This is a genomic window from Peribacillus sp. QJM3NY_7, from assembly GCF_056173225.1.
The window spans coordinates 1,282,316-1,301,449 of the sequence record NZ_CM149663.1 but is presented as its reverse complement, the minus strand read 5'-3'; the positions used below and the strand labels follow the sequence as shown (position 1 = coordinate 1,301,449).

Below are 19,134 nucleotides of genomic sequence, written 5' to 3'. Positions count from 1 at the left end.
AAAATGCCTGAACGGCATAAAAGAGAGTTACTATCTAAAGAAGAGGTGAAAGCAATCGGCAAGTGGACTCCAATAATTTCAAACCAAAATTCCGTTTGGAAAACTCATCAATCTCCACTTCCTTGGATACCTTTATATCTTCCATGTAATCATTCACCAGCTGCTGAGCACTTTCCGTCCGGTAAAGAAATGCATTGACCTCGAAATTCAGGTGAAAGCTTCTCATATCGATATTGGTTGTCCCAATTGATGCCATTTGGTCATCCACTATGATGATTTTACTATGCATGAAGCCTTCATTATATTGAAATATACGAACTCCAGAAGCAAGCAATTCGGGAAAATAAGTTCTCGAAGCATGAAATACGATACGTTTATCGGGGTTCTTCGGGACGAGAAGCCTGACATCCAAACCACTTAAAGCAGCCACCTTTAACGCTTGTAAGATATTGTCATCAGGAACGAAATACGGGGAGGCAATCCAGACGGACTTTTCTGCTGAAGTGATCATCTTAAAAAAAATGCTTTTAATGATCGTCCATTCACTATCCGGCCCTCCGCCAATCAATTGAACTCCGCCATATCCGTGATGGTTCGGCATTCCGGTCATGAGGTATTCATCGCTTAAAAAACTATTGTTGGTGCTATAATACCAATCCTGCAGAAATATGAGCTGTAACGTCCTGACAGCTTCCCCCTTTATGATGAGATGCGTATCCCGCCAAGAACCGAATTTCTGGTCTTGTCCCAAATATTCATCCCCTATATTGAGGCCGCCGATGAAACCGACAGAGCCATCTATCACAATTATTTTACGATGGTTGCGAAAGTTGAATTTATTATTTAATAAAGGGAGATGCAACGGACCAAAGGCAACCATTTCGGCTCCCGCATTCTTCAGTTCATCGATATAAGATCGGGCTAACTTCCAGGAACCAACCGCATCATAGAGAAAACGGACCTTTACCCCTTCTTTTACTTTTTGTATCAAGATGTCTTTTAGCAGTCCGCCAATGCGGTCATCCCTAACAATATAATATTCTAAATGAATATGATGTCTTGCTTTTTTTAATTCTTCGATGATATTGGAAAATGTCTCCTCACCATTCCGTAAAACCCTGGTTTCGGTCGTAAATGATACAGGGCTATTCCCCAGCCTATTTGCAAGAGTGATTAACTGCTGAGGGTGCTCGCCCATTTCCATAATTCGTTCATTATATCCCGCTTCGCCGCTTATTTTCACGAAAGTCTGTTTATCCAAAAAATACTTCTTGCGAAATATCCTATCTTTCCGAAAATTACGGCCAAACAAAAAGTAAAAAATGAAACCGATGAATGGGAAAGCGCAAAAAATAACAAGCCATGTTATGGTCTGGATGGGATCTCGATTTTCGAGGAAAATGTTGAATCCAATTATCACCAAGAAAATGGTCAAAATAAGGCTAGAATAAAAAATCAGCCTGCCATCAACGTCATTTAATAGAAAATGCCAAGTGCTGACCAACATGAGAATAAGCAGACCGATGCCAACTATATTCTTCACCTAGACTCCCTCCAATTAACAAACACAGGAACACTAAAAAAACCCCCTTAGACGAAAAGACCGATTTCTACTGAAATCGGCCTCAACAGTCTATGCGAAATATTTATCGACCGTTGTGAATACATCATTTTCGATAACTATCTTTCCGTACTCTTCAAGCATGTGCACCGTTATAGGCGACTCCTGGCTATATTCCAATAAAAGACTTAGAACATTATCGATTTCTTCCTCATCAATCTCCGCTTCGGAAAATTCGATATAAAGATAATATTTATTCTGATAAACATAAAGTTTAGTCGTCCAATCATCCAAGCCATGACGTTTGCTTAATGAAATGACATCTTCGAAATCCTCGAAAGTCGTGATGAATTCAATCATACCATCTTCGAATGTCATACCGCTTTCTTCATCTTTGCCATGAAAATGTTGATCAAGAAGCGTATCCATCTTGTCTGATACATTCAAATCCCTTAACTTATCATCTGAAAGAGGCAGCTCGAGTTTCTGACCATCTTTGGCAAGCTGGGCTTTTGTGACCAAAACTTCCAAGCCTTTTTCAAGGGCTTGAACTTGAATCCATAAAGGTCCTTCAATCATGAATTCTTCTTCCTGATGCACTTCATCCATCATTTCCCAAAAAAGCTCCTCACTTCGCTCGCGGCTGTACCAAATTTCTTCGCGATCAAAGCCTCTTTCCTCAATATCTATATAGGAAATATAAAATTTTACTGTATCGTCATTAATGCGTTCGATTTCCATGATTCCCCTCTCCCTTCCTTTCTCATTTTGAAGGGATAATAACCCCCAAGCGAAAATTGCTCTTAAAAGCTCTTTACCCGTAAGTGAATACTGTAAATCATGATAGTCATTAAAACAGACTATTTTACATCATTTTATGACAAAACCTTGAAGAAGGGAAATAAAAAACATTACTTATCTAAAAAACAATTGTTTGCCTAATATTCCATTCATTCTATAAAAAAATACATCCGCATGCAACTATCATAATGCTTTATTAAATTTCACTCTTACTGCCGTCAATGTCATATTATATACATGGCATGATGAGTTGCATTCTTATTTTTTCTTTAAATGATGACCGGTTCAAGGGACCTGTTGCAGCTAAGAAACGACCGCTGTCGCCTATCAATCCTGTTATGTTCCCCGTCATTAAGTTAAAAAATCAGCGGAAAATCGGATATGTATAAAGAAAAAGCCCTGCACATTTCCTGGCAGAGCTTGAAAGACCTTATTAGTTGACCATACGTTGTGCTTCCCGTAATTGGAAGGTACGAACTTTACGTGGTAAAAATCGTCTTATCTCATCTTCATTATAACCAACTTGAAGCCGTTTCTCGTCAAGGATAATTGGACGTCTCAACAGTCCAGGATTCTCCTTGATCAATTTATATAATTCTTGAAGAGGCAGGCTCTCTAAATTTACGTTTAACTTTTGGAAAGTTTTTGACCGTGTTGAAATGATTTCATCGGTTCCATCTTCTGTCATTCGAAGAATTTCTTTAATCTCATCAATCGTTAACGGTTCTGAAAAAATGTTTCTTTCTTTATATCCAATCTCATGTTCCTCTAACCATGCTTTTGCTTTTCTGCATGAAGTACAACTAGGTGATGTATATAATGTTACCATGCTTACTCACACTCCCTAAATATAGAATCGGTGATCTATGAGGGGAAATCTACTATTAGTATTCATAAGTACCACTCTAATTTGAAATAATTTTAAATAAGTATTTCATGTTCCTTATTATACACTAATTTTTTTAAAATGAATACCCTTTTTGATATTTGAAAAAATCCTTTAAAACTTCCTGTTCAGGCTGTACTATAGCTATTTCATTTTTTTATGTAATACATTAAGACCACATTTTCTAATTGAAAAAACATACCTGCCATTCTCATTTAACTCTCAATTCGGCCCTCATGATTATTTAATTATCTCGTTACTTTTATTTACCCCCAATCCTTGTCAATAAACAAGATCATGTTAATATATTTTCTTTAATAAAAAGCAAATTCCTCCTTTTACAAGAAAAACCATTCTTTTAGCACATATATTTCCAAAAGTAAAAAAGGTAATTCGAAAGAATCCGCAATAAGGGAGTAATCTACCATCCAAGAAGTTATGGATATTCATTTGCCTGCAGAATATGCCAATAAAAGACAGTTAGTCTTCAGACTAAAAAACGATTCAGTTGATTCCAGAAATCCGCTCCCTTTCCTCCGACTGTCTGCCAAGCCTCCTCGACGCAAGCATCTGCGGGGTCTCGGCTAGCCAGCATCTCGGCAGGAGTGCCGCAAATTTCTCAATATATTGGAGGTTACATCCAATATGACTTTATTGAATATTAACCAAATTATCCTTTTAAAAAACATGATCTCAACAAACTAAAAAGGGCAGGTTAACAACCGGCCCTTTTTACTCAAACTTCCATCTCTTTAAAAATATCGGCTTCCTGACCTGCATTCAAGCTAAGTACATCATCTACATCTTGATAAGATTTACCATAAAGATCATCATCTTTGTAAGTATGGATTTCAGAATAAATCTCTTTCATGAAATCAAATACATCTTCTTCATCGACAGATGGATTTGCCGGCCAATACAAGATTTCCATAGGCGTATTCTCCTTGGTGGCAAGCGATTTTCTGCTGTAGGAAATCGAAGAGGCGTGCTTGAATCCTTCCCTTTTATAAAATTTCAGCCTTTTAAATGTATCATCATCATTTTCTTGTACTGGTTCTACTTCCAGCAAGATCGTTTTCTGCTTTTTTTGCAACTTTTGAATTAATTTCCTTCCAAGTCCCTGCCCCCTTGATTTTTTTGATACAAAAAGGTAATCAACGAATATAAACTCGTCCCCTTCCACATATAATAAAACATGGTCGGGACCTTCATCCTTTTTATATATTTCCTGCTTATCTTCTAAAAGAACTTCTATGTGTTCTTTTGACTTCATTTCTTCAATAGGGAAATACTGGTTTAGCTTTTCATACCAATTCATAATTTAATCTCCTCATTTGCTAGTTTATACTTTCCAGATTTTTTCTTATCCACTACAATGGAACTTGAATAGCTTGAAAATATTAGGAGGGTTTTGATGATCAGCTACTTTTTGGACTTTTTTTTAGTCGCCGCTTGCGTTATCGGCATTACGGCTGTGAATGGCGTTGTGACGAATGGCATCGGCGAAAAATGGTTTGGCGGGAAACGTCACTCTCATATTTTCGATCAATCGAAACGAATTCAGTCAGGGTGGAGTCAAGTTGGCGGGAATAAAAAGCGGTAATTCAGAGAGAATTTTGGATGACCGGAAGGAACTTCCTAGGTCATCCTTTTTTTCATGGGGTATAGTCTACTCCCTTTGTATATCGATTTGCTGCATTCCACAATAGGTATTCATCAATACCATTATCATTCAATGCTTTTATTTGGGCTTCCACTTCTTCCTTACCATACCTTTGGTAATTACCATCACCTAAATATGAGGCAGTAAAATCTTGGAGCCATGGTCTTGAAGTAGGTGGTGTTTTTAATTCCTTCAGCTTCCCGTTCTCCAATTTCGCATATTCCTTAACGAGATTATAAGGCTCCAAATCAGGCTTTTCGATACCAAAATAAGATGTCCAGTGGCTCGGATAGATCATCGAGGAAATAACATCAACATTCTCAGAGATTTTTGTGAAGTTTTGCCCAATTCCGGGAGCTTCAGGCAATGTAGCCGCATATCCAAAAATATCCACCGACACTTCGACATCGTATGGTTCCAGTTGTTTCCTCGCATAACTTACGAAATCCGTAACTGCCTGAACCCTTTTGGCTGTATGACTCATTTTCGCTTCATCATATTCACCGACATCATATTTCAAATCATCTTCTTTATTTTCGAATCCTTCGGGAAAACGGACATAGTCAAATTGAATTTCTTTAAAACCCATCTTTGCCGCTTCAATGGCAATACCGACATTATAATCCCACACTTCTTTTAAGAATGGGTTAACGAAGGCTTCCCCTCGACCATTCTTCCATACCTTTTCACCATCTAAAAAAGACAACTCAGGTTTCTCTTTGGCCAAAAGGGAGTCTTTAAAGACGACAACCCTTGCAATCGGATAAATCTGTTTATCCTCAAATTTTTTCAGCATTGCCCTTGGGTTTTTTATGTAGTCTTTACCAATCCCAGCATATGGAGAGTCGGGATCTTCCGTTTTATACGTTACGTTCCCCTTGTCATCCTTAATGTCAATGACCATCGCATTCAAATCGGTTTCATCTACATATTTGATAAGTTCATTCAGTTTATTGCCACCCGCTGCAGGCCCTGTCACATATATTCCGCGTACAGCATCCGGATAGTCGAATTTCAACCCCGAATCAAAAACAAAACGCGGTACGCTCGCAGGCAATTCTTTATTTTCTAATGCTACCTGCCTCGTTTCGTTCATGCCTTGCGCATGAACTGGCTGTTGAATCAGGAATATGCACATACCTGTCATCAACCATTTACACATTGGTTTCATTTTCTCCACCTCATTCGCCATCAGTCATCAATATTCAACAAATATAATAAACCCCTTTCTTTAATACCACAAACAATTAACTTTACTCCTAAATATGATAAATAATTAAAAAAACTTCTTTACAAAGTTTCAGCTTAAGAATACGTTCACAATCCTGTATTCCCTTGTGAGTATCCTTCCCTAAAATGGTCTGCTCATTGTGGTATATGTTAAACGGTTTGATTTTCCTCGAACCCTTCATTTTTTCCATGTCAAAAAAAGAAACGGAAATCCTTTCTAATGGCTTGATTTCCGTTTCGATTATACATTTAATATGAATAAATGCTAAAATACAGTATAGTGGACATTTCGTATTCTCAGAATGGCATCGATACAGGACAAAACGGCCCTCCACAAGATTCAAATGAGCGTTTTCCCACACAGGAACATGCACATTTCTTTCAAGAATGTGGATTCATTTTCTATTTATCCTTACAATAATGAAGAGCGAATATCCATTTATCAATAAACGTATTTAGAGGAGTGACTAGCAGTTGAAAAGGATTTTCTCCGGCATTCAGCCATCCGGTTCCGTTACTTTAGGAAATTACATCGGAGCCATGAAACAATTCGTTAACTTACAAAATGAATATGAATGTTTCTTTTGTATTGTTGACCAACATGCAATTACAGTTCCACAAGACCGCATCAAGTTAAGGAAAAACATTAAAACATTGGCTGCTTTATATCTGGCCATTGGCCTGGATCCTGAAAAGAATACTATCTTCATTCAATCAGAAGTACCAGCGCATGCACAGGCAGGCTGGATTTTACAGAGCATATCCTATATCGGGGAACTTGAGAGAATGACACAATTCAAGGACAAATCCGCTGGCAAAGAAGGGGTATCCGCAGCACTGCTCACTTACCCGCCGTTGATGGCTGCCGATATTCTCCTTTATAGTACAGATGTGGTCCCTGTCGGGGAAGATCAAAGACAGCATCTAGAATTGACACGCGATTTGGCTGAACGATTCAATAAAAAGCATAATGACATCTTCAAAATCCCGGAAATCAGCCTCCCTACAGAAGGGGCCCGTATCATGTCCCTTCAGGAACCAAACAAGAAAATGAGCAAATCCGATCCTAATAAAAAGGCGACGATTGCCTTATTGGATGATCCGAAGCAAATCGAAAAAAACATCAAGAGCGCAGTTACCGATTCGGAAGGAATTGTCCGTTACGATAAGGAAAACAAAGCAGGTGTTTCCAACCTGATGTCCATATACTCCATTTTCAGTGGAAAATCCTATTCAGAAATTGAAAAGATGTATGAGGGCAAAGGCTATGGTGACTTTAAAAGTGATTTGGCTGAGGTGGTTCTTGGAGAAATCCTACCAATCCAAGAACGCTATAATGCATTGATCGATTCACCTGAATTGGATGAAATTCTGGACCGCGGTGCAGAAAAGGCGAATATTGAAGCCAATAAAATGATCAGAAAAATGTATAATGGCATGGGACTTGGCAGAAAGAGATAAAAGAAGACGATTCTCAACGAATCGTCTCAGTGTGTAAGCAAAAGGTTTCGGAATGGTATCATTCCGAAACCTTTTGTTTGTTTGGAGAAGTTGACCTCTCGTGATTCTTTTCACATTCTTGCCAAATATGTCACTCCTCCGCGGGCACAGGCAAATTTTCAAATTGTACATAAAAAACTGTAGACAGATTAGATTTTCAAGTCTTGATCTGACCCAATAAAGTTAGACATATAATTTAAACAGCTTCTAAGACCTGAGTTCGGTATTCTATCGGACTCAGGTCTTTTAATTTTACCTTCATTCGTTTGTGGTTATAGTAATGTATATAATCATCTAATTCCTTTTCAAAGTGCTCCATACTTTCAAACTCTTGGAGATAAAGCAATTCAGACTTTAACAAGCCAAAAAAATTTTCAATGACTGCGTTATCTAAACAATTTCCCTTACGGGACATGCTTTGTATAATGCGGGAATCTTTTAAGGTTTTTTGATAATTCTTCATTTGATAATGCCACCCTTGATCCGAATGGAGGATGACCGTATCTTCTGGTTTTAGGTGTTTAATCGCCTCATCTAACATATCTCCAACAAGTTTATAAACAGGGCGTTTCATCACTTTGTAGGCAATAATTTCACCATTACATAAATCAAGGATAGGGGATAGGTAACGTTTCTCCCCAAATAAATGAAATTCCGTTACGTCTGTTACCCCTTTTTGATTCATTTTCTCGGCTTGAAAATCACGTTGTAAAATATGGGGGGCAATTCGACCAACTCGCCCCTTATACGAACGATACTTTTTCATACGGACTAAACATTTTACGCCCATTTCATTCATGAGGCGGTTGATGGTCTTTGGATTGTGAGAAAACCCATATTTTTTTAACTCTTTTGTGATACGACGATAACCGTAACGTCCTTTATGTTCATGATAGATAGACTGAATAGTGGCTTTTACCTTCGAATACTTATCTTCTCGATTCAAGCGTTTTTCCCAATAATAGTACGTGCTACGTGGAATATCAGCGACTTTAATTAAGGCCACAACCTCATAAATGGACTTTAGTTCATAAATTACTTGCGCTTTGATTTGGGTTGTAATTTTTCCTGCATTTGAACTAAAGTATTTAACTTTTTTAAATACGCATTCTCCATTTCTAGTTGTTTAATTCGTTCTTCAAGATCTTTAACCGAACCTTCAATTTGTTTGGATGGATTGATATCTTTTTTCATGGATGGTCTCCCCTTTTTCTTAGAAATTAGGGCATCTAATCCATAGGCATTAACATTTATTCTCCACGTCCGAATTAGCGCTGGAGATGAAATATTAAACCTTGCGGCTGCGTCGTAAGAAGATATACCCGTTTCATTCATATAATTAAGTACATCCATTTTAAACTCCGTAGAATAACTTGTATAGGATTTCTTAAATCCATCGGCTCCTTGAATTTGGTATAAACGAACCCATCCTTGAATTATTTGATACGAAACTTCAAATATTTTTTGAAGATCCATATAGCTGTGCTCACCTTCAAGGTAAAGTCGTGTAATGAATATTTTCTGTTCGGCAGAAAAATTAGCCATAAAAAACACCCCGTAAATGTTAGTTTGGTGTCTAACATTTACGGGGCAGTTCAAGATTCGATTTTCAAGTCTGTCTACAGTCTGAGACTTATCCTCAACGGATCGTCTTTTTTGTTCATAAAATCGATGGGCTATCGCCAGCCTCCACTTGCCAAAGCTTTTCAAAAAAAGGCTGCCCCTTCACAAGGTTTTCACAAAGTTGAAGGTGCTTCTCTGACCAGCCTTCCTTCATTTCCTCATATAACTCAAGCCAAGCTATCTGAAAATCCATTTCTTGAATGCTTTCATATTTCTCAGGGGCCCATTCTGTGTACCAATAGCGGATTTCAGCAGTGTTTTTCGCCGTGAATAATTGGTCCATGGCCATGAATAGCAATTGCTTAAGCTGTCTTTCTTTTCTTGTCAAACCGTTCATGAATAAGGGAGACGGCGACAAAATATGATATTCTTTCTCAGATGTAGGTTTTTCAGTAAAGGTGTAATCCATCTCATCATGGTTTTCTATCATGTCATAAACAATTTGTTCCTGCCGGGGAATTATTCTGCTTTTCCTAATCGGAATATGATAACCTATCGTATCAACAGCTAAAATTCCATTTCCGTCAGTCACGATAAAACAATAGTCAAGCTGAATTCGCTCATGATTTTTCCTTGCATATGCTTTTTGATAAACATCATTCAGCAATGGCTTAGGTAATTCTGACAAGTCGTTTTCTATGTAGTGGAACAATGTTGATGACACTTTCAACAAAGGAACTTGATCTAGTAGTTCGATCCCGTCATCTTTCCTCCATTCATGAAAATGACAAATATTATAGCCGTTTTCTTCTCCTTCAAACCAGTTAACCCATACATCATGAAGATATAGCATCATTCATCCCTCACTTAAACAAATTTCTGTTTGTCAATCAGTATAGGCAGGAACCATACAATTTATTCCTATTCTAGAAAACAGATTAAGAAAAAAAGAACGTATATTTTAGCTCTATTTTGATAAGAATTCTTCAGATTGAATAATGAATGATCTTTTCACGGAGAGTTTTTCAAAATTTTTCACCAGGTAATAGCCACTACAGTATCCAAGCATATATGGATATCCTTTTGTCCCAAGCAGAAGTACATCATGAAGGGGATCTGTACGTTTTATCGTGTGCTTTCCCTCTAAATGCTTTCTCCAATATTCTCGTAGTTTATCTTCCTGATATAACTTAGTCCAATTCGCTAAATATTTTGTTCCTAAATATTTTCCCACCGTTCTTTCCGCCAGTCCTTCCATGATCATCGTATCAAGGAGAGTGAATTCTTTTTGGTCCTTTTTCAAATGATGCAGACGGCAAACATGATGGTATTCATGAATCAACAGGGCTTCCATTTCCTTTTCGGCTATCCCCTTTCCGTAAAAAAGGAATAGTTTATTTTTAAAGGCCAACCCTGACTTCGTTTCAACTTTTTTATTCCATATCCCTGTAGACATGAGCGGGAAAATATATATGGGAACATCAGGCCCTCCCCATAGCTTCTTATAAGCTGTAAACAAGCTTTGTGTTTTTTCCCATACATCGTTTTCCTGTAAGTCTTCCCATGTGAGTTTTGTTTTTTGATTCGGCGAATACATGCCATGCTTCAATAAATGATGATACATCATTTCAGCATCAAGGGTATCGTTGAAATTGCTTTTAAGTCTTTCCATCATCTGGATCGGCCGGTTGAAATCCTTCCTCATCCATTCATTGGTTGAAATGACTCCCATTTCCCCAAACACCTCCGCTTCTATTGACTATCGTATGATTTAATGAAGGCGGATGACACAATATATCCCTTTTCCCTTTAACCTAAAAAAGAGCAGATCCCAAAAAGATCTGCTCTTCCTTCAAAACTTATTGATATTTCTTGAAAAGAATCGTTGCGTTATGTCCACCGAATCCAAGTGAATTGCTGATGGCTGCATTGATTTCGCCCTTCCTTGCTTGATTCGGGACATAGTCCAAATCACACTCAGGGTCTGGTGTTTCAATATTGATGGTTGGAGGCAAAATGCTGTCCCTGATTGCCTGAATCGTGAATATTGCTTCCACACCGCCTGCTGCACCTAACATATGGCCTGTCATTGATTTAGTGGAACTTATCGCAAGTTTATTAGCATGGTCGCCAAAGACTTCTTTGACTGCCATCGTTTCGTATTTGTCATTGTAAGGCGTACTCGTTCCATGGGCATTCACATATTGGATGTCTTCCGGATTCAAACCTGCATCCTCAATTGCAATTTTCATGGCTCTTGCACCGCCCTCTCCACCTGGTGCCGGAGCGGTAATATGGAAGGCATCTCCAGTTGAGCCATAACCAGCTATTTCAGCATAAATATTGGCTCCTCTATTCAATGCATGTTCAAGGTCTTCCAGAACGATGATTCCAGCTCCTTCACCTATTACGAAACCATCACGGTTAAGATCGAAAGGACGGCTAGCGGTTTGTGGATCAGGATTTGTCGATAAAGCCGTATTTGCACAGAAGCCTGCAACCGACATTTTTGTGATTGGCGCTTCTGCCCCGCCTGTAATCATGACATCGGCATCGCCCCGTTGAATGGCTTTAAACGCATCACCAATTGAGTTTGTTCCTGTTGCACAGGCTGTTACCGTACATGAATTGATTCCTTTTGCACCCAGTAAGATAGAAACCTGGCCGGCTGCCATGTCCGGTATCATCATTGGAACAAAAAATGGGCTAACCCGTTTATATCCCCTGTTTAAAAAGTTTTCATGCTGTGTTTCAAGTGTCTCCAGCCCGCCGATACCCGAACCGATCCAGACCCCGACACGTGCAGCATTTTCATCGGTTATTTCCAGCTTGCTATCATTATATGCCATAACGGAAGCCGCAATTGCATAATGCGTAAAACGGTCCATTTTGCGAGCTTCTTTACGATTTATATATGTTTCTATATCAAAGTCCTTGATTTCAGCAGCCACTTTAACGGGATATTCTTCAGCATTCAAACGAGTTAAAGGCCCTATTCCCGATTTCCCCTCGATTATATTCTTCCATCCAGTTTCTGCATCATTACCAACTGGAGAGATTGCTCCAATACCTGTTACAACTACACGACGATTAGTCATTGAAAATGGCTCCTTCCTATTTTTAAAGCTCTTACGATTTGTTTCTTCTTTTTATTTACCCCACCTAAGAGCGATCGCTCCCCATGTAAGGCCACCACCAAAACCGACCATGACGATTAAGTCATTGTCCTTGATTCTTCCCGCTTCCATTTCTTCCACAAGGGCCATTGGAATGGACGCTGATGAAGTATTTCCATATTTATGAACCGTTTTTGTCATTTTTTCAAGCGGGAGACCCAGGCGTTCCCTTGAGGCTTCCATTATGCGTATATTTGCTTGATGCGGAACAAGCAGATCCACATCTTCCTTTGTCAAACCAGCTTTGTCCAATACACCCAGGCTGGATTCCCCCATCTGACGGACAGCAAATTTAAATACTTCACGTCCATTCATATGAATGAAATCTCCTTCCTGTAATAAGTGCTTCCCGCCAGTTCCATCTGCGCCTAATTCAAAGGAAAGGACCCCTTTGCCATCAGAGACAGGTCCAAGTACAGCTGCACCCGCTCCGTCACCAAAAAGGACAGCAGTATTACGGTCTTCCCAATTGGTTACTTTCGAAAGTTTTTCAACACCGACAATCAACACATGCTTATATGCACCTGTCTTAATAAATTGCTGTGCCGTGATCATTGCATACATAAATCCGGCACATGCCGCACTTACATCCATTGCAGCTGCCTTCATCGCTCCCAATTTCTCTTGAATCATGCAAGCGACAGAAGGAAACGACTGATCAGGTGTAACGGTAGCCACAAGAATCATATCTATCTCTTCAGCCGAAATTTCCGCATTTTTCAATGCAGCCTTTGCGGCTTCATAAGCCATATCTGATGTATCAATATCATCATTTGCAATTCTTCTTTCCTCGATACCCGTCCTGGTCCGGATCCACTCGTCAGAAGTGTCCATAATTTTTTCTAAATCCGCATTTGTAACGATTTTGTCGGGTAAGTAGCGGCCAAGCCCTAGTATTCCAGCATTCATCTTGCCATCCCCTTATATTTTAATGAGTTATTATAATCATCTATTATTACCTGGTACTAATTTTATATAAAAAAAGACTTCCTTGCAAGAGTTAACAATTTGAAAGGCTAAAGAAATCTCTTTCGGAAGTCGGTCAAGCGCCTATGCCAGGGGAAATTCAGGGACATACATTATAAATAAAAGGAGTAAAGGAGGACTCATTGTGGACATTTTCAATCGCAACCGCGAAAGAAACCCGGATGATCATTTTTCGAATTTGATGTTTGGCAGGAAACCCGAACCGGAGCAAGAGGAATCGAAGGTTGATTACTTGCAATTGATGGCGAGCGTTGAAACATTGATGGGCTTGTACAGTCAATACAAACCGACCATTGATAAAATCAATCTGGATCCATTGATTGCCAAGTTCTTGAAAAAAGAATAAAAAAATTAAGGCTGCCCTTTATCGGGACAGCCTGCCTTTAATTAACGCTGAGCATCTTGTTTGCCAAGCTCATAAGCTTCTTGCATTACGCTTTTAAAGAGCTCCATGAATGGCTCTGCCATCTCCATTGAAAATGGAATCCCGCTTGCCTCAAGCTTCGCTTTAGCCTCTGGGAAGTATTTCATGGCGATTCCCATAAATTCAAGAGTTTTATCTGAACTCATTCGCGTTTCCCCCTATCTTTTGAATATTCATCAATTGATTTGTGATGCCTAAATAAAGCTCAATAATATCATAATTCCACAGAACCCTTTCGTAAAGGGCGCACATATAAAATCATGGATATCTTTTGATGTTCTTCCTATCCTTGTACATTATAGTACAAGACATATAGATTAGAGGCAAATATACCGTTTTGTTCTTCTCAAATAACGAAAATATTTTTTTTAATCACGCTTTCTCCACTTTTTAAGTAAGTTTAATCGTTTATTATGTTTTTTTTGTAATGCAATGCCTTCTTCCGGTTCCATTTTGCATTGCACTTCAAATATTGTTCCTTTATTGATTTTAGTTGTTGATTGTTGGGGAGTGAATGAATCCATGCTTTCATCAAATATTAGCTTGGCACATTCATTCCAATGATCATCAATAGAGCTGCACAATTGGATGTCCCTATCGGAACCTGAGGTTAGCACCGCTTCCAAAGCATTAACAAAATCAGTGATATAGAGAGCATCAAAGGTATATTCGGCAGCAATTGCCGCTTTGATATCAGACTGCCCAAGCTGATTGATTCCAGCTTCAAAGCTCATGCCTTCCGATTGCCAAGGTCCATAAATCGTCGGTAAAAATATGATTTTTGCGGAATCGATTTCACGAATCGAGGTTAATACGGAATGGAAAATACTGACATCTTTTTCAATGGGCATGAAAAGAACGAAATTGGGCGTTTCATTCTTGCCATTTTTGAATTTCTCAATGAAGGAGACGATTTCGCCTATCAGAAAATCGATTTTCCCCATTTTGCCGCTTTGAATATCGTAGCAAGAGATGAACACCGTGTCCTCCTGTGAAATATCCAATAATTTAAGTTTATTTATCGGAAAGTATATAAAATTTGAATTCCTTCCTATTTCAAGTTCTTTTTCTTCCATAATATATTGATTTGCTTCGGAATCATCCCAATCGATTCCAATTACTTCTTTCCCTTGATTCAAAAAATATTGAGTCACATAGAATCCCACAAATCGATAAGTGCCAATGACAATGTTTGTTTGCATAAATACAGCCTCCTCGTATGCCATAAAGCCCACTTCTCCCGGCACGTCTAGTTTTTTTAGATGCTGTATCGTATGCAAACTATTGTAAAAATATATCTCTTCTCATAAAATCTCTTCATTCTCATTGAAAAACTTTTGTATTTGATAGGGGATTTTATAACGTTTTTCGGGCAATATATACGTCAGCTGCAGGTCTGCTTTTCTTGCCAGCTGGATTTGCCGATAAAGGGAGGCTTGCTCTTTCCGTAAGCTTCCAAAAACCTGAATCACTTTCATGGGGATATTCTCTGCGATTACTGAATCTTCAGTGTCCAGGATATGCTGCTCACATTCCGCAGGCTCAAGCTCATATGCAGCAGCAACCTCGGACAGCCACTTTTTATAGAAGAACTTATTTTCCTTTTCTTTCTCCAATTGTGCTTTCAAGGAAAAAACCGGATCAATCAATACGACAGACCGAATTTTATTTCCAAGTTCATTCATTAGCTTTAGGGCAAGTAGTGCGCCTGTCCCCTCTGCCAATATATGAACCCTTTGATTGACTATTTCTTTTTTCATGAAAAGAATATATAGGTTAAGGGAAAGGTCCAGTGCTTTAGGACTGCCCCAGTTGGCTCCGTGAAAATTGGATGAAAACAGCGTGTATCCGTATTCCTTTAAATATTCCAATATCTGCAGCCTCCCAGGATGCTGCAGCCAAAAGCTGCTGTCTTTTTCGACAAAATGACTGCGGTCTCCAATTACCATTACGGAAAAACCACTGGGCCGCTCTGGATAATAGATGATATTCCACTGGTCATCAATTTGAAAAGTTCGTTGTTCCATCGTTCTAACTCCTTTATGGAATATTACTACTATATTAATTTATGACGAAAAATAGAAAGGGTCAGTGGAAACGCCTAACTTCTTATCTTAAATTAAGCAAGCAGGGACGATTTTTATTTTTATTTCCCCCTATAATTTCCTTTTTGAAGTTTTGAACCAACTTGTATGCCAAAAAAAATTCTCTTATGATTTAATGTATTGAATAATTTAAAGGTTATTATTAAAAACACGTTTTAACTGTATATTAATTATGGTAAGATAAAAATGAATGTAGTGGAATGAGGTGAAATTCGATGCGTTATGCTTGGACAATTTTTTGGACATTCTTATTAGTGCATATGACTGTATATGTTGTTTCTTCCATGATCGGAGTTTCATACGATGCTGCGCAGGGAACGATTTTAGGATTGGCTGCTGCTATCCTGATTCTTATCATCCCTGCTATCTTGCCTGCTGGGCCAGCTAAAGACTCCCATCAACATTAAGAAGCAAAAGAGGACATCCTTTTTAGGATGTCCTTTTTGTTATACCATACTTTGCTTACGGGTTTACTGCATGGCGACGTTTTTATATGAGGACCAATTCATCATGATCATAATCAATCGTGATTCCTTCTTTAAGCTCAACAGTCCCAGCTATGATTTTACGGGCGATTTTCGTTTCGAGATGCTTTTGGATGAATCGCTTCAGCGGTCTTGCTCCATATACCGGATCATATCCCTGGTCCGCAATGAATTCTTTAGCCGCTTTTGTGACGTTGAGGACTATATTTTGTTCAGTTAACCTCACTTGTAATTGATGAACCATTTTATCTACGATTTCAACGATTTCTTGTTTTGTCAGAGGTTTGAATAAAACAATATCATCAACTCGATTCAAAAATTCCGGACGGAAATGCCCTCTTAATTCTTTAAAGACCTGATCTTTTATTTCTTCTTCAATGCCACCATCCACCCGGTTGGATTGCAATAAGAAATGGGAACCGATATTGGAAGTCATGATGATCACCGTATTTTTACAGTTGATTGTTCTGCCTTGGGAGTCTGTTATTCTTCCATCATCCAACATTTGCAGTAAAATATTGAAGACTTCCGGATGCGCCTTTTCAATTTCGTCCAATAATATGACTGAGTAGGGGTTTCTCCTAACAGCCTCCGTAAGCTGGCCACCTTCCTCAAATCCAACATAACCGGGAGGTGCACCAACAAGTCGGGACACGGAATGTTTCTCCATATATTCCGACATATCAATTCGAATCATATGTTCCTCACTATCGAATAATGTTTCTGCCAAAGCTTTTACCAATTCGGTTTTACCGACACCAGTCGGCCCAAGAAAAATGAATGATCCGATTGGTCTGTTTGGATCTTTTATTCCAGCCCTTGCTCTTAAAACAGCATCGGATACGAGTTCCACCGCTTCTCCTTGACCGATTACCCGTTCATGCAGGATATCTGATAGGCGAAGCAGCTTCTCCCTTTCACTTTCCACCAGCTTGCTTACCGGAATCCCTGTCCACCTTGCCACAATCGAGGCAATTTCCTCCTCCGTCACTTCCTGGCGAAGCAATCGTGATTCCTGTTTTTCCTTTTCCAATTCGTCTTCCATTGCTTCCAATTCTTTTTGAAGCTGCGGGATCCTTCCATGCCGAAGTTCAGCTGCCCGGTTAAGGTCATAGTCATTCTCTGCCTGTTCCAGTTCATGACGCAGTTTCTCAAGCTCTTCACGTTTGTCCTGCACCTTTTGAAGCGCTGATTTCTCCATTTGCCACTTGGATTTCATGCTATTCGCTTGATCCTGAAGTTCTGATAGTTCTTTTTGAAGCCCTTCCAGCCTTGCTTTGCTTTGAGGGTCGTCTTCATTTTTCAGGGCCGCTTCTTCAATTTCAAGTTGCATGACTTTTCTCGTGATTTCATCCAACTCGGATGGCATGGAGTCGATTTCCATGCGGATCATCGCACAAGCTTCATCCACTAGATCGATCGCTTTATCCGGTAAAAATCGCTCCGTTATATATCGGTTCGAAAGGACAGAGGCTGCAACGATCGCCCGATCATGTATCCTGACGCCATGATGAATTTCAAACCGTTCCTTTAATCCCCGCAAAATTGAAATCGTATCTTCAACATCCGGTTCAGGAACCAGAACCTGTTGGAAACGGCGTTCCAAAGCCGGGTCCTTTTCAATATATTGCCGATATTCATCAAGGGTCGTTGCACCGATACAATGCAGCTCACCGCGCGCAAGCATCGGCTTTAACATATTTCCGGCATCAAGGGCGCCATCCGTTCTTCCTACACCGACAATTGTATGCAATTCATCAATGAATAAGAGAATTTTCCCATCACTCTTCTTGATCTCATTCAACACCGCTTTTAAGCGTTCCTCAAATTCACCTCGGAATTTGGCCCCTGCGACAAGTGCACTCATATCGAGTGAAAAAACGGTCTTATCCTTTAAACCTTCCGGCACATCCTTCCTGACGATCCTTTGAGCCAACCCCTCGACAATCGCTGTTTTACCTACTCCAGGTTCTCCTATTAATACAGGATTATTTTTCGTTTTCCGTGAAAGGATCCGGATGACGTTACGGATTTCCGTATCTCGACCGATTACTGGATCGACCTTACCCGATTTAACCTCAGCAACGAGATCTCTGCCGTATTTTTTCAGTACTTCATAAGTGCTTTCAGGATTTTGACTAGTCACTCGCTGATTCCCCCTTATATCGCTTATAACCCGTTTTGCTTTATCATAATCAATTCCATATGATGAAAATAGCCTGTTTACATTCGTTCTATTGACTTGCAAAGACGCAAGCAGTATATGTTCGACAGATAAGTATTCATCCTCCCACTTCTGCATTTCCTTTTCGGCAGCCGTCAGAATTTGCTGTAGGGAGGATGACATGTAAACCTGGGAAACACCCCCGCTCACTTCCGGTAATCTATCCAATTCCTTATTCAGCTCTATATCAAATAGATTCACCGATTTACCAGATTCCGATAAAATCCTGATTAATAAACTTTCATCCTGCTCCATTAAGGCCTTTAATAAATGAAGCTCCGTCAGCTCGGGATTCCCTCTTTCATTGGCTAGCTCCTGACCGCCAGTGAATGCCTGTTGGGTTCTCTCCGTCATTTTATTAATATCCATCTTGAAACCTCCCATTCATCTATATCATGAACGAATCCCCACTGAGTTTGACCAATTTTGACCTTTATATTTTCATTATACTTCTAATTCTCCCCATGTAAAGGAAAGTTATAAGAAATGCAGTAGTTTGGAAAATAAACGGAAAAAGCCTTTCTTCATA

Annotated in this window: 18 protein-coding genes; 4 read left to right on the top strand and 14 right to left on the bottom strand. The window is 39.2% G+C overall.

Annotated elements, in window-relative coordinates:
- Window positions 1-34: 34 nt before the first annotated feature.
- From cls to AC0VX1_RS06235, 4 genes are all read right to left on the bottom strand, one after another.
- The gene (gene cls / locus AC0VX1_RS06250; protein WP_063577056.1) at window positions 35-1,543 is read right to left on the bottom strand and encodes a cardiolipin synthase; all 1,509 of its coding nucleotides are present in this window, start codon (window positions 1,541-1,543) and stop codon (window positions 35-37) included.
- 90 nt (window positions 1,544-1,633) lie between these two features.
- On the bottom strand, window positions 1,634-2,302 hold the full coding sequence (gene mecA, locus AC0VX1_RS06245; RefSeq protein WP_034314498.1) for an adaptor protein MecA: 669 nt from the start codon (window positions 2,300-2,302) through the stop codon (window positions 1,634-1,636).
- A gap of 493 nt (window positions 2,303-2,795) precedes the next feature.
- On the bottom strand, window positions 2,796-3,191 hold the full coding sequence (gene spxA / locus AC0VX1_RS06240) for a transcriptional regulator SpxA (protein ID WP_034314502.1): 396 nt from the start codon (window positions 3,189-3,191) through the stop codon (window positions 2,796-2,798).
- A gap of 793 nt (window positions 3,192-3,984) precedes the next feature.
- A complete protein-coding gene (locus AC0VX1_RS06235; RefSeq protein WP_063577057.1) occupies window positions 3,985-4,566 on the bottom strand; it encodes a GNAT family N-acetyltransferase in 582 nt (193 codons plus the stop codon).
- Window positions 4,567-4,662: 96 nt separating this feature from the next.
- Here AC0VX1_RS06235 and AC0VX1_RS06230 point away from each other — a divergent pair, with 96 nt between their 5' ends.
- A complete protein-coding gene (locus tag AC0VX1_RS06230; protein WP_034314508.1) occupies window positions 4,663-4,851 on the top strand; it encodes a hypothetical protein in 189 nt (62 codons plus the stop codon).
- 52 nt (window positions 4,852-4,903) lie between these two features.
- On the opposite strand, the gene AC0VX1_RS06225 is transcribed toward AC0VX1_RS06230, so the two are convergent.
- Window positions 4,904-6,049, bottom strand: a complete 1,146-nt coding sequence (locus AC0VX1_RS06225) for a putative glycoside hydrolase (RefSeq protein WP_054400505.1) — start codon at window positions 6,047-6,049, stop codon at window positions 4,904-4,906.
- Between the two features lie 566 nt (window positions 6,050-6,615).
- Between AC0VX1_RS06225 and trpS the strand changes: the two genes are divergently transcribed.
- On the top strand, window positions 6,616-7,602 hold the full coding sequence (gene trpS / locus AC0VX1_RS06220; protein WP_475470409.1) for a tryptophan--tRNA ligase: 987 nt from the start codon (window positions 6,616-6,618) through the stop codon (window positions 7,600-7,602).
- 235 nt (window positions 7,603-7,837) lie between these two features.
- Here trpS and AC0VX1_RS06215 read toward each other — a convergent pair.
- From AC0VX1_RS06215 to AC0VX1_RS06195, 5 genes are all read right to left on the bottom strand, one after another.
- Window positions 7,838-9,186 (bottom strand): IS3 family transposase gene (locus AC0VX1_RS06215; RefSeq protein WP_475470407.1). Its coding sequence is split into 2 segments (ribosomal slippage): window positions 7,838-8,727 and window positions 8,727-9,186, totalling 1,350 coding nucleotides; the frame shifts between segments, so codons are not numbered across the junction.
- 115 nt (window positions 9,187-9,301) lie between these two features.
- Complete coding sequence (locus tag AC0VX1_RS06210) at window positions 9,302-10,057, bottom strand: YjbA family protein (protein ID WP_034314514.1); 756 nt, start codon at window positions 10,055-10,057, stop codon at window positions 9,302-9,304.
- Window positions 10,058-10,171: 114 nt separating this feature from the next.
- Complete coding sequence (locus tag AC0VX1_RS06205; protein ID WP_413024804.1) at window positions 10,172-10,936, bottom strand: DUF2268 domain-containing putative Zn-dependent protease; 765 nt, start codon at window positions 10,934-10,936, stop codon at window positions 10,172-10,174.
- A gap of 127 nt (window positions 10,937-11,063) precedes the next feature.
- Complete coding sequence (gene fabF / locus AC0VX1_RS06200; protein ID WP_057275861.1) at window positions 11,064-12,302, bottom strand: beta-ketoacyl-ACP synthase II; 1,239 nt, start codon at window positions 12,300-12,302, stop codon at window positions 11,064-11,066.
- Window positions 12,303-12,353: 51 nt separating this feature from the next.
- On the bottom strand, window positions 12,354-13,289 hold the full coding sequence (locus tag AC0VX1_RS06195) for a beta-ketoacyl-ACP synthase III (protein ID WP_034314519.1): 936 nt from the start codon (window positions 13,287-13,289) through the stop codon (window positions 12,354-12,356).
- Between the two features lie 202 nt (window positions 13,290-13,491).
- Between AC0VX1_RS06195 and AC0VX1_RS06190 the strand changes: the two genes are divergently transcribed.
- Complete coding sequence (locus tag AC0VX1_RS06190) at window positions 13,492-13,713, top strand: hypothetical protein (protein WP_063577060.1); 222 nt, start codon at window positions 13,492-13,494, stop codon at window positions 13,711-13,713.
- Window positions 13,714-13,754: 41 nt separating this feature from the next.
- Here AC0VX1_RS06190 and AC0VX1_RS06185 read toward each other — a convergent pair whose 3' ends face one another.
- The 3 genes from AC0VX1_RS06185 to AC0VX1_RS06175 form a co-directional block, all read right to left on the bottom strand.
- A complete protein-coding gene (locus AC0VX1_RS06185) occupies window positions 13,755-13,937 on the bottom strand; it encodes a ComZ family protein (protein ID WP_034314525.1) in 183 nt (60 codons plus the stop codon).
- 222 nt (window positions 13,938-14,159) lie between these two features.
- The gene (locus AC0VX1_RS06180; protein WP_475470403.1) at window positions 14,160-14,993 is read right to left on the bottom strand and encodes a hypothetical protein; all 834 of its coding nucleotides are present in this window, start codon (window positions 14,991-14,993) and stop codon (window positions 14,160-14,162) included.
- 102 nt (window positions 14,994-15,095) lie between these two features.
- Window positions 15,096-15,818 (bottom strand): alpha/beta fold hydrolase, encoded by a 723-nt coding sequence (locus AC0VX1_RS06175; protein ID WP_057275858.1) that lies wholly within the window; start codon window positions 15,816-15,818, stop codon window positions 15,096-15,098.
- A 293-nt stretch (window positions 15,819-16,111) separates the two neighbouring features.
- Between AC0VX1_RS06175 and AC0VX1_RS06170 the strand changes: the two genes are divergently transcribed.
- Entirely contained in the window at window positions 16,112-16,303 is a 192-nt protein-coding gene (locus tag AC0VX1_RS06170) for a YjzD family protein (RefSeq protein WP_034314532.1), read from the top strand.
- 82 nt (window positions 16,304-16,385) lie between these two features.
- Here the strand turns inward: AC0VX1_RS06170 and clpB are convergent, their stop codons facing one another.
- On the bottom strand, window positions 16,386-18,974 hold the full coding sequence (gene clpB / locus AC0VX1_RS06165; protein WP_475470401.1) for an ATP-dependent chaperone ClpB: 2,589 nt from the start codon (window positions 18,972-18,974) through the stop codon (window positions 16,386-16,388).
- Window positions 18,975-19,134: the final 160 nt, after the last annotated feature.

Excerpts from the sequence above, each read along its gene's own strand:
- spxA (WP_034314502.1), bottom strand. The coding sequence starts at position 3,191 with ATGGTAACATTATATACATCACCTAGTTGTACTTCATGCAGAAAAGCA.
- AC0VX1_RS06175 (WP_057275858.1), bottom strand. The coding sequence starts at position 15,818 with ATGGAACAACGAACTTTTCAAATTGATGACCAGTGGAATATCATCTAT.
- AC0VX1_RS06185 (WP_034314525.1), bottom strand. The coding sequence starts at position 13,937 with ATGAGTTCAGATAAAACTCTTGAATTTATGGGAATCGCCATGAAATAC.
- fabF (WP_057275861.1), bottom strand. The coding sequence starts at position 12,302 with ATGACTAATCGTCGTGTAGTTGTAACAGGTATTGGAGCAATCTCTCCA.
- AC0VX1_RS06205 (WP_413024804.1), bottom strand. The coding sequence starts at position 10,936 with ATGGGAGTCATTTCAACCAATGAATGGATGAGGAAGGATTTCAACCGG.
- AC0VX1_RS06225 (WP_054400505.1), bottom strand. The coding sequence starts at position 6,049 with ATGTGCATATTCCTGATTCAACAGCCAGTTCATGCGCAAGGCATGAAC.
- AC0VX1_RS06230 (WP_034314508.1), top strand. The coding sequence starts at position 4,663 with ATGATCAGCTACTTTTTGGACTTTTTTTTAGTCGCCGCTTGCGTTATC.
- AC0VX1_RS06170 (WP_034314532.1), top strand. The coding sequence starts at position 16,112 with ATGCGTTATGCTTGGACAATTTTTTGGACATTCTTATTAGTGCATATG.
- AC0VX1_RS06210 (WP_034314514.1), bottom strand. The coding sequence starts at position 10,057 with ATGCTATATCTTCATGATGTATGGGTTAACTGGTTTGAAGGAGAAGAA.
- mecA (WP_034314498.1), bottom strand. The coding sequence starts at position 2,302 with ATGGAAATCGAACGCATTAATGACGATACAGTAAAATTTTATATTTCC.
- AC0VX1_RS06195 (WP_034314519.1), bottom strand. The coding sequence starts at position 13,289 with ATGAATGCTGGAATACTAGGGCTTGGCCGCTACTTACCCGACAAAATC.
- AC0VX1_RS06235 (WP_063577057.1), bottom strand. The coding sequence starts at position 4,566 with ATGAATTGGTATGAAAAGCTAAACCAGTATTTCCCTATTGAAGAAATG.
- clpB (WP_475470401.1), bottom strand. The coding sequence starts at position 18,974 with ATGGATATTAATAAAATGACGGAGAGAACCCAACAGGCATTCACTGGC.
- AC0VX1_RS06180 (WP_475470403.1), bottom strand. The coding sequence starts at position 14,993 with ATGCAAACAAACATTGTCATTGGCACTTATCGATTTGTGGGATTCTAT.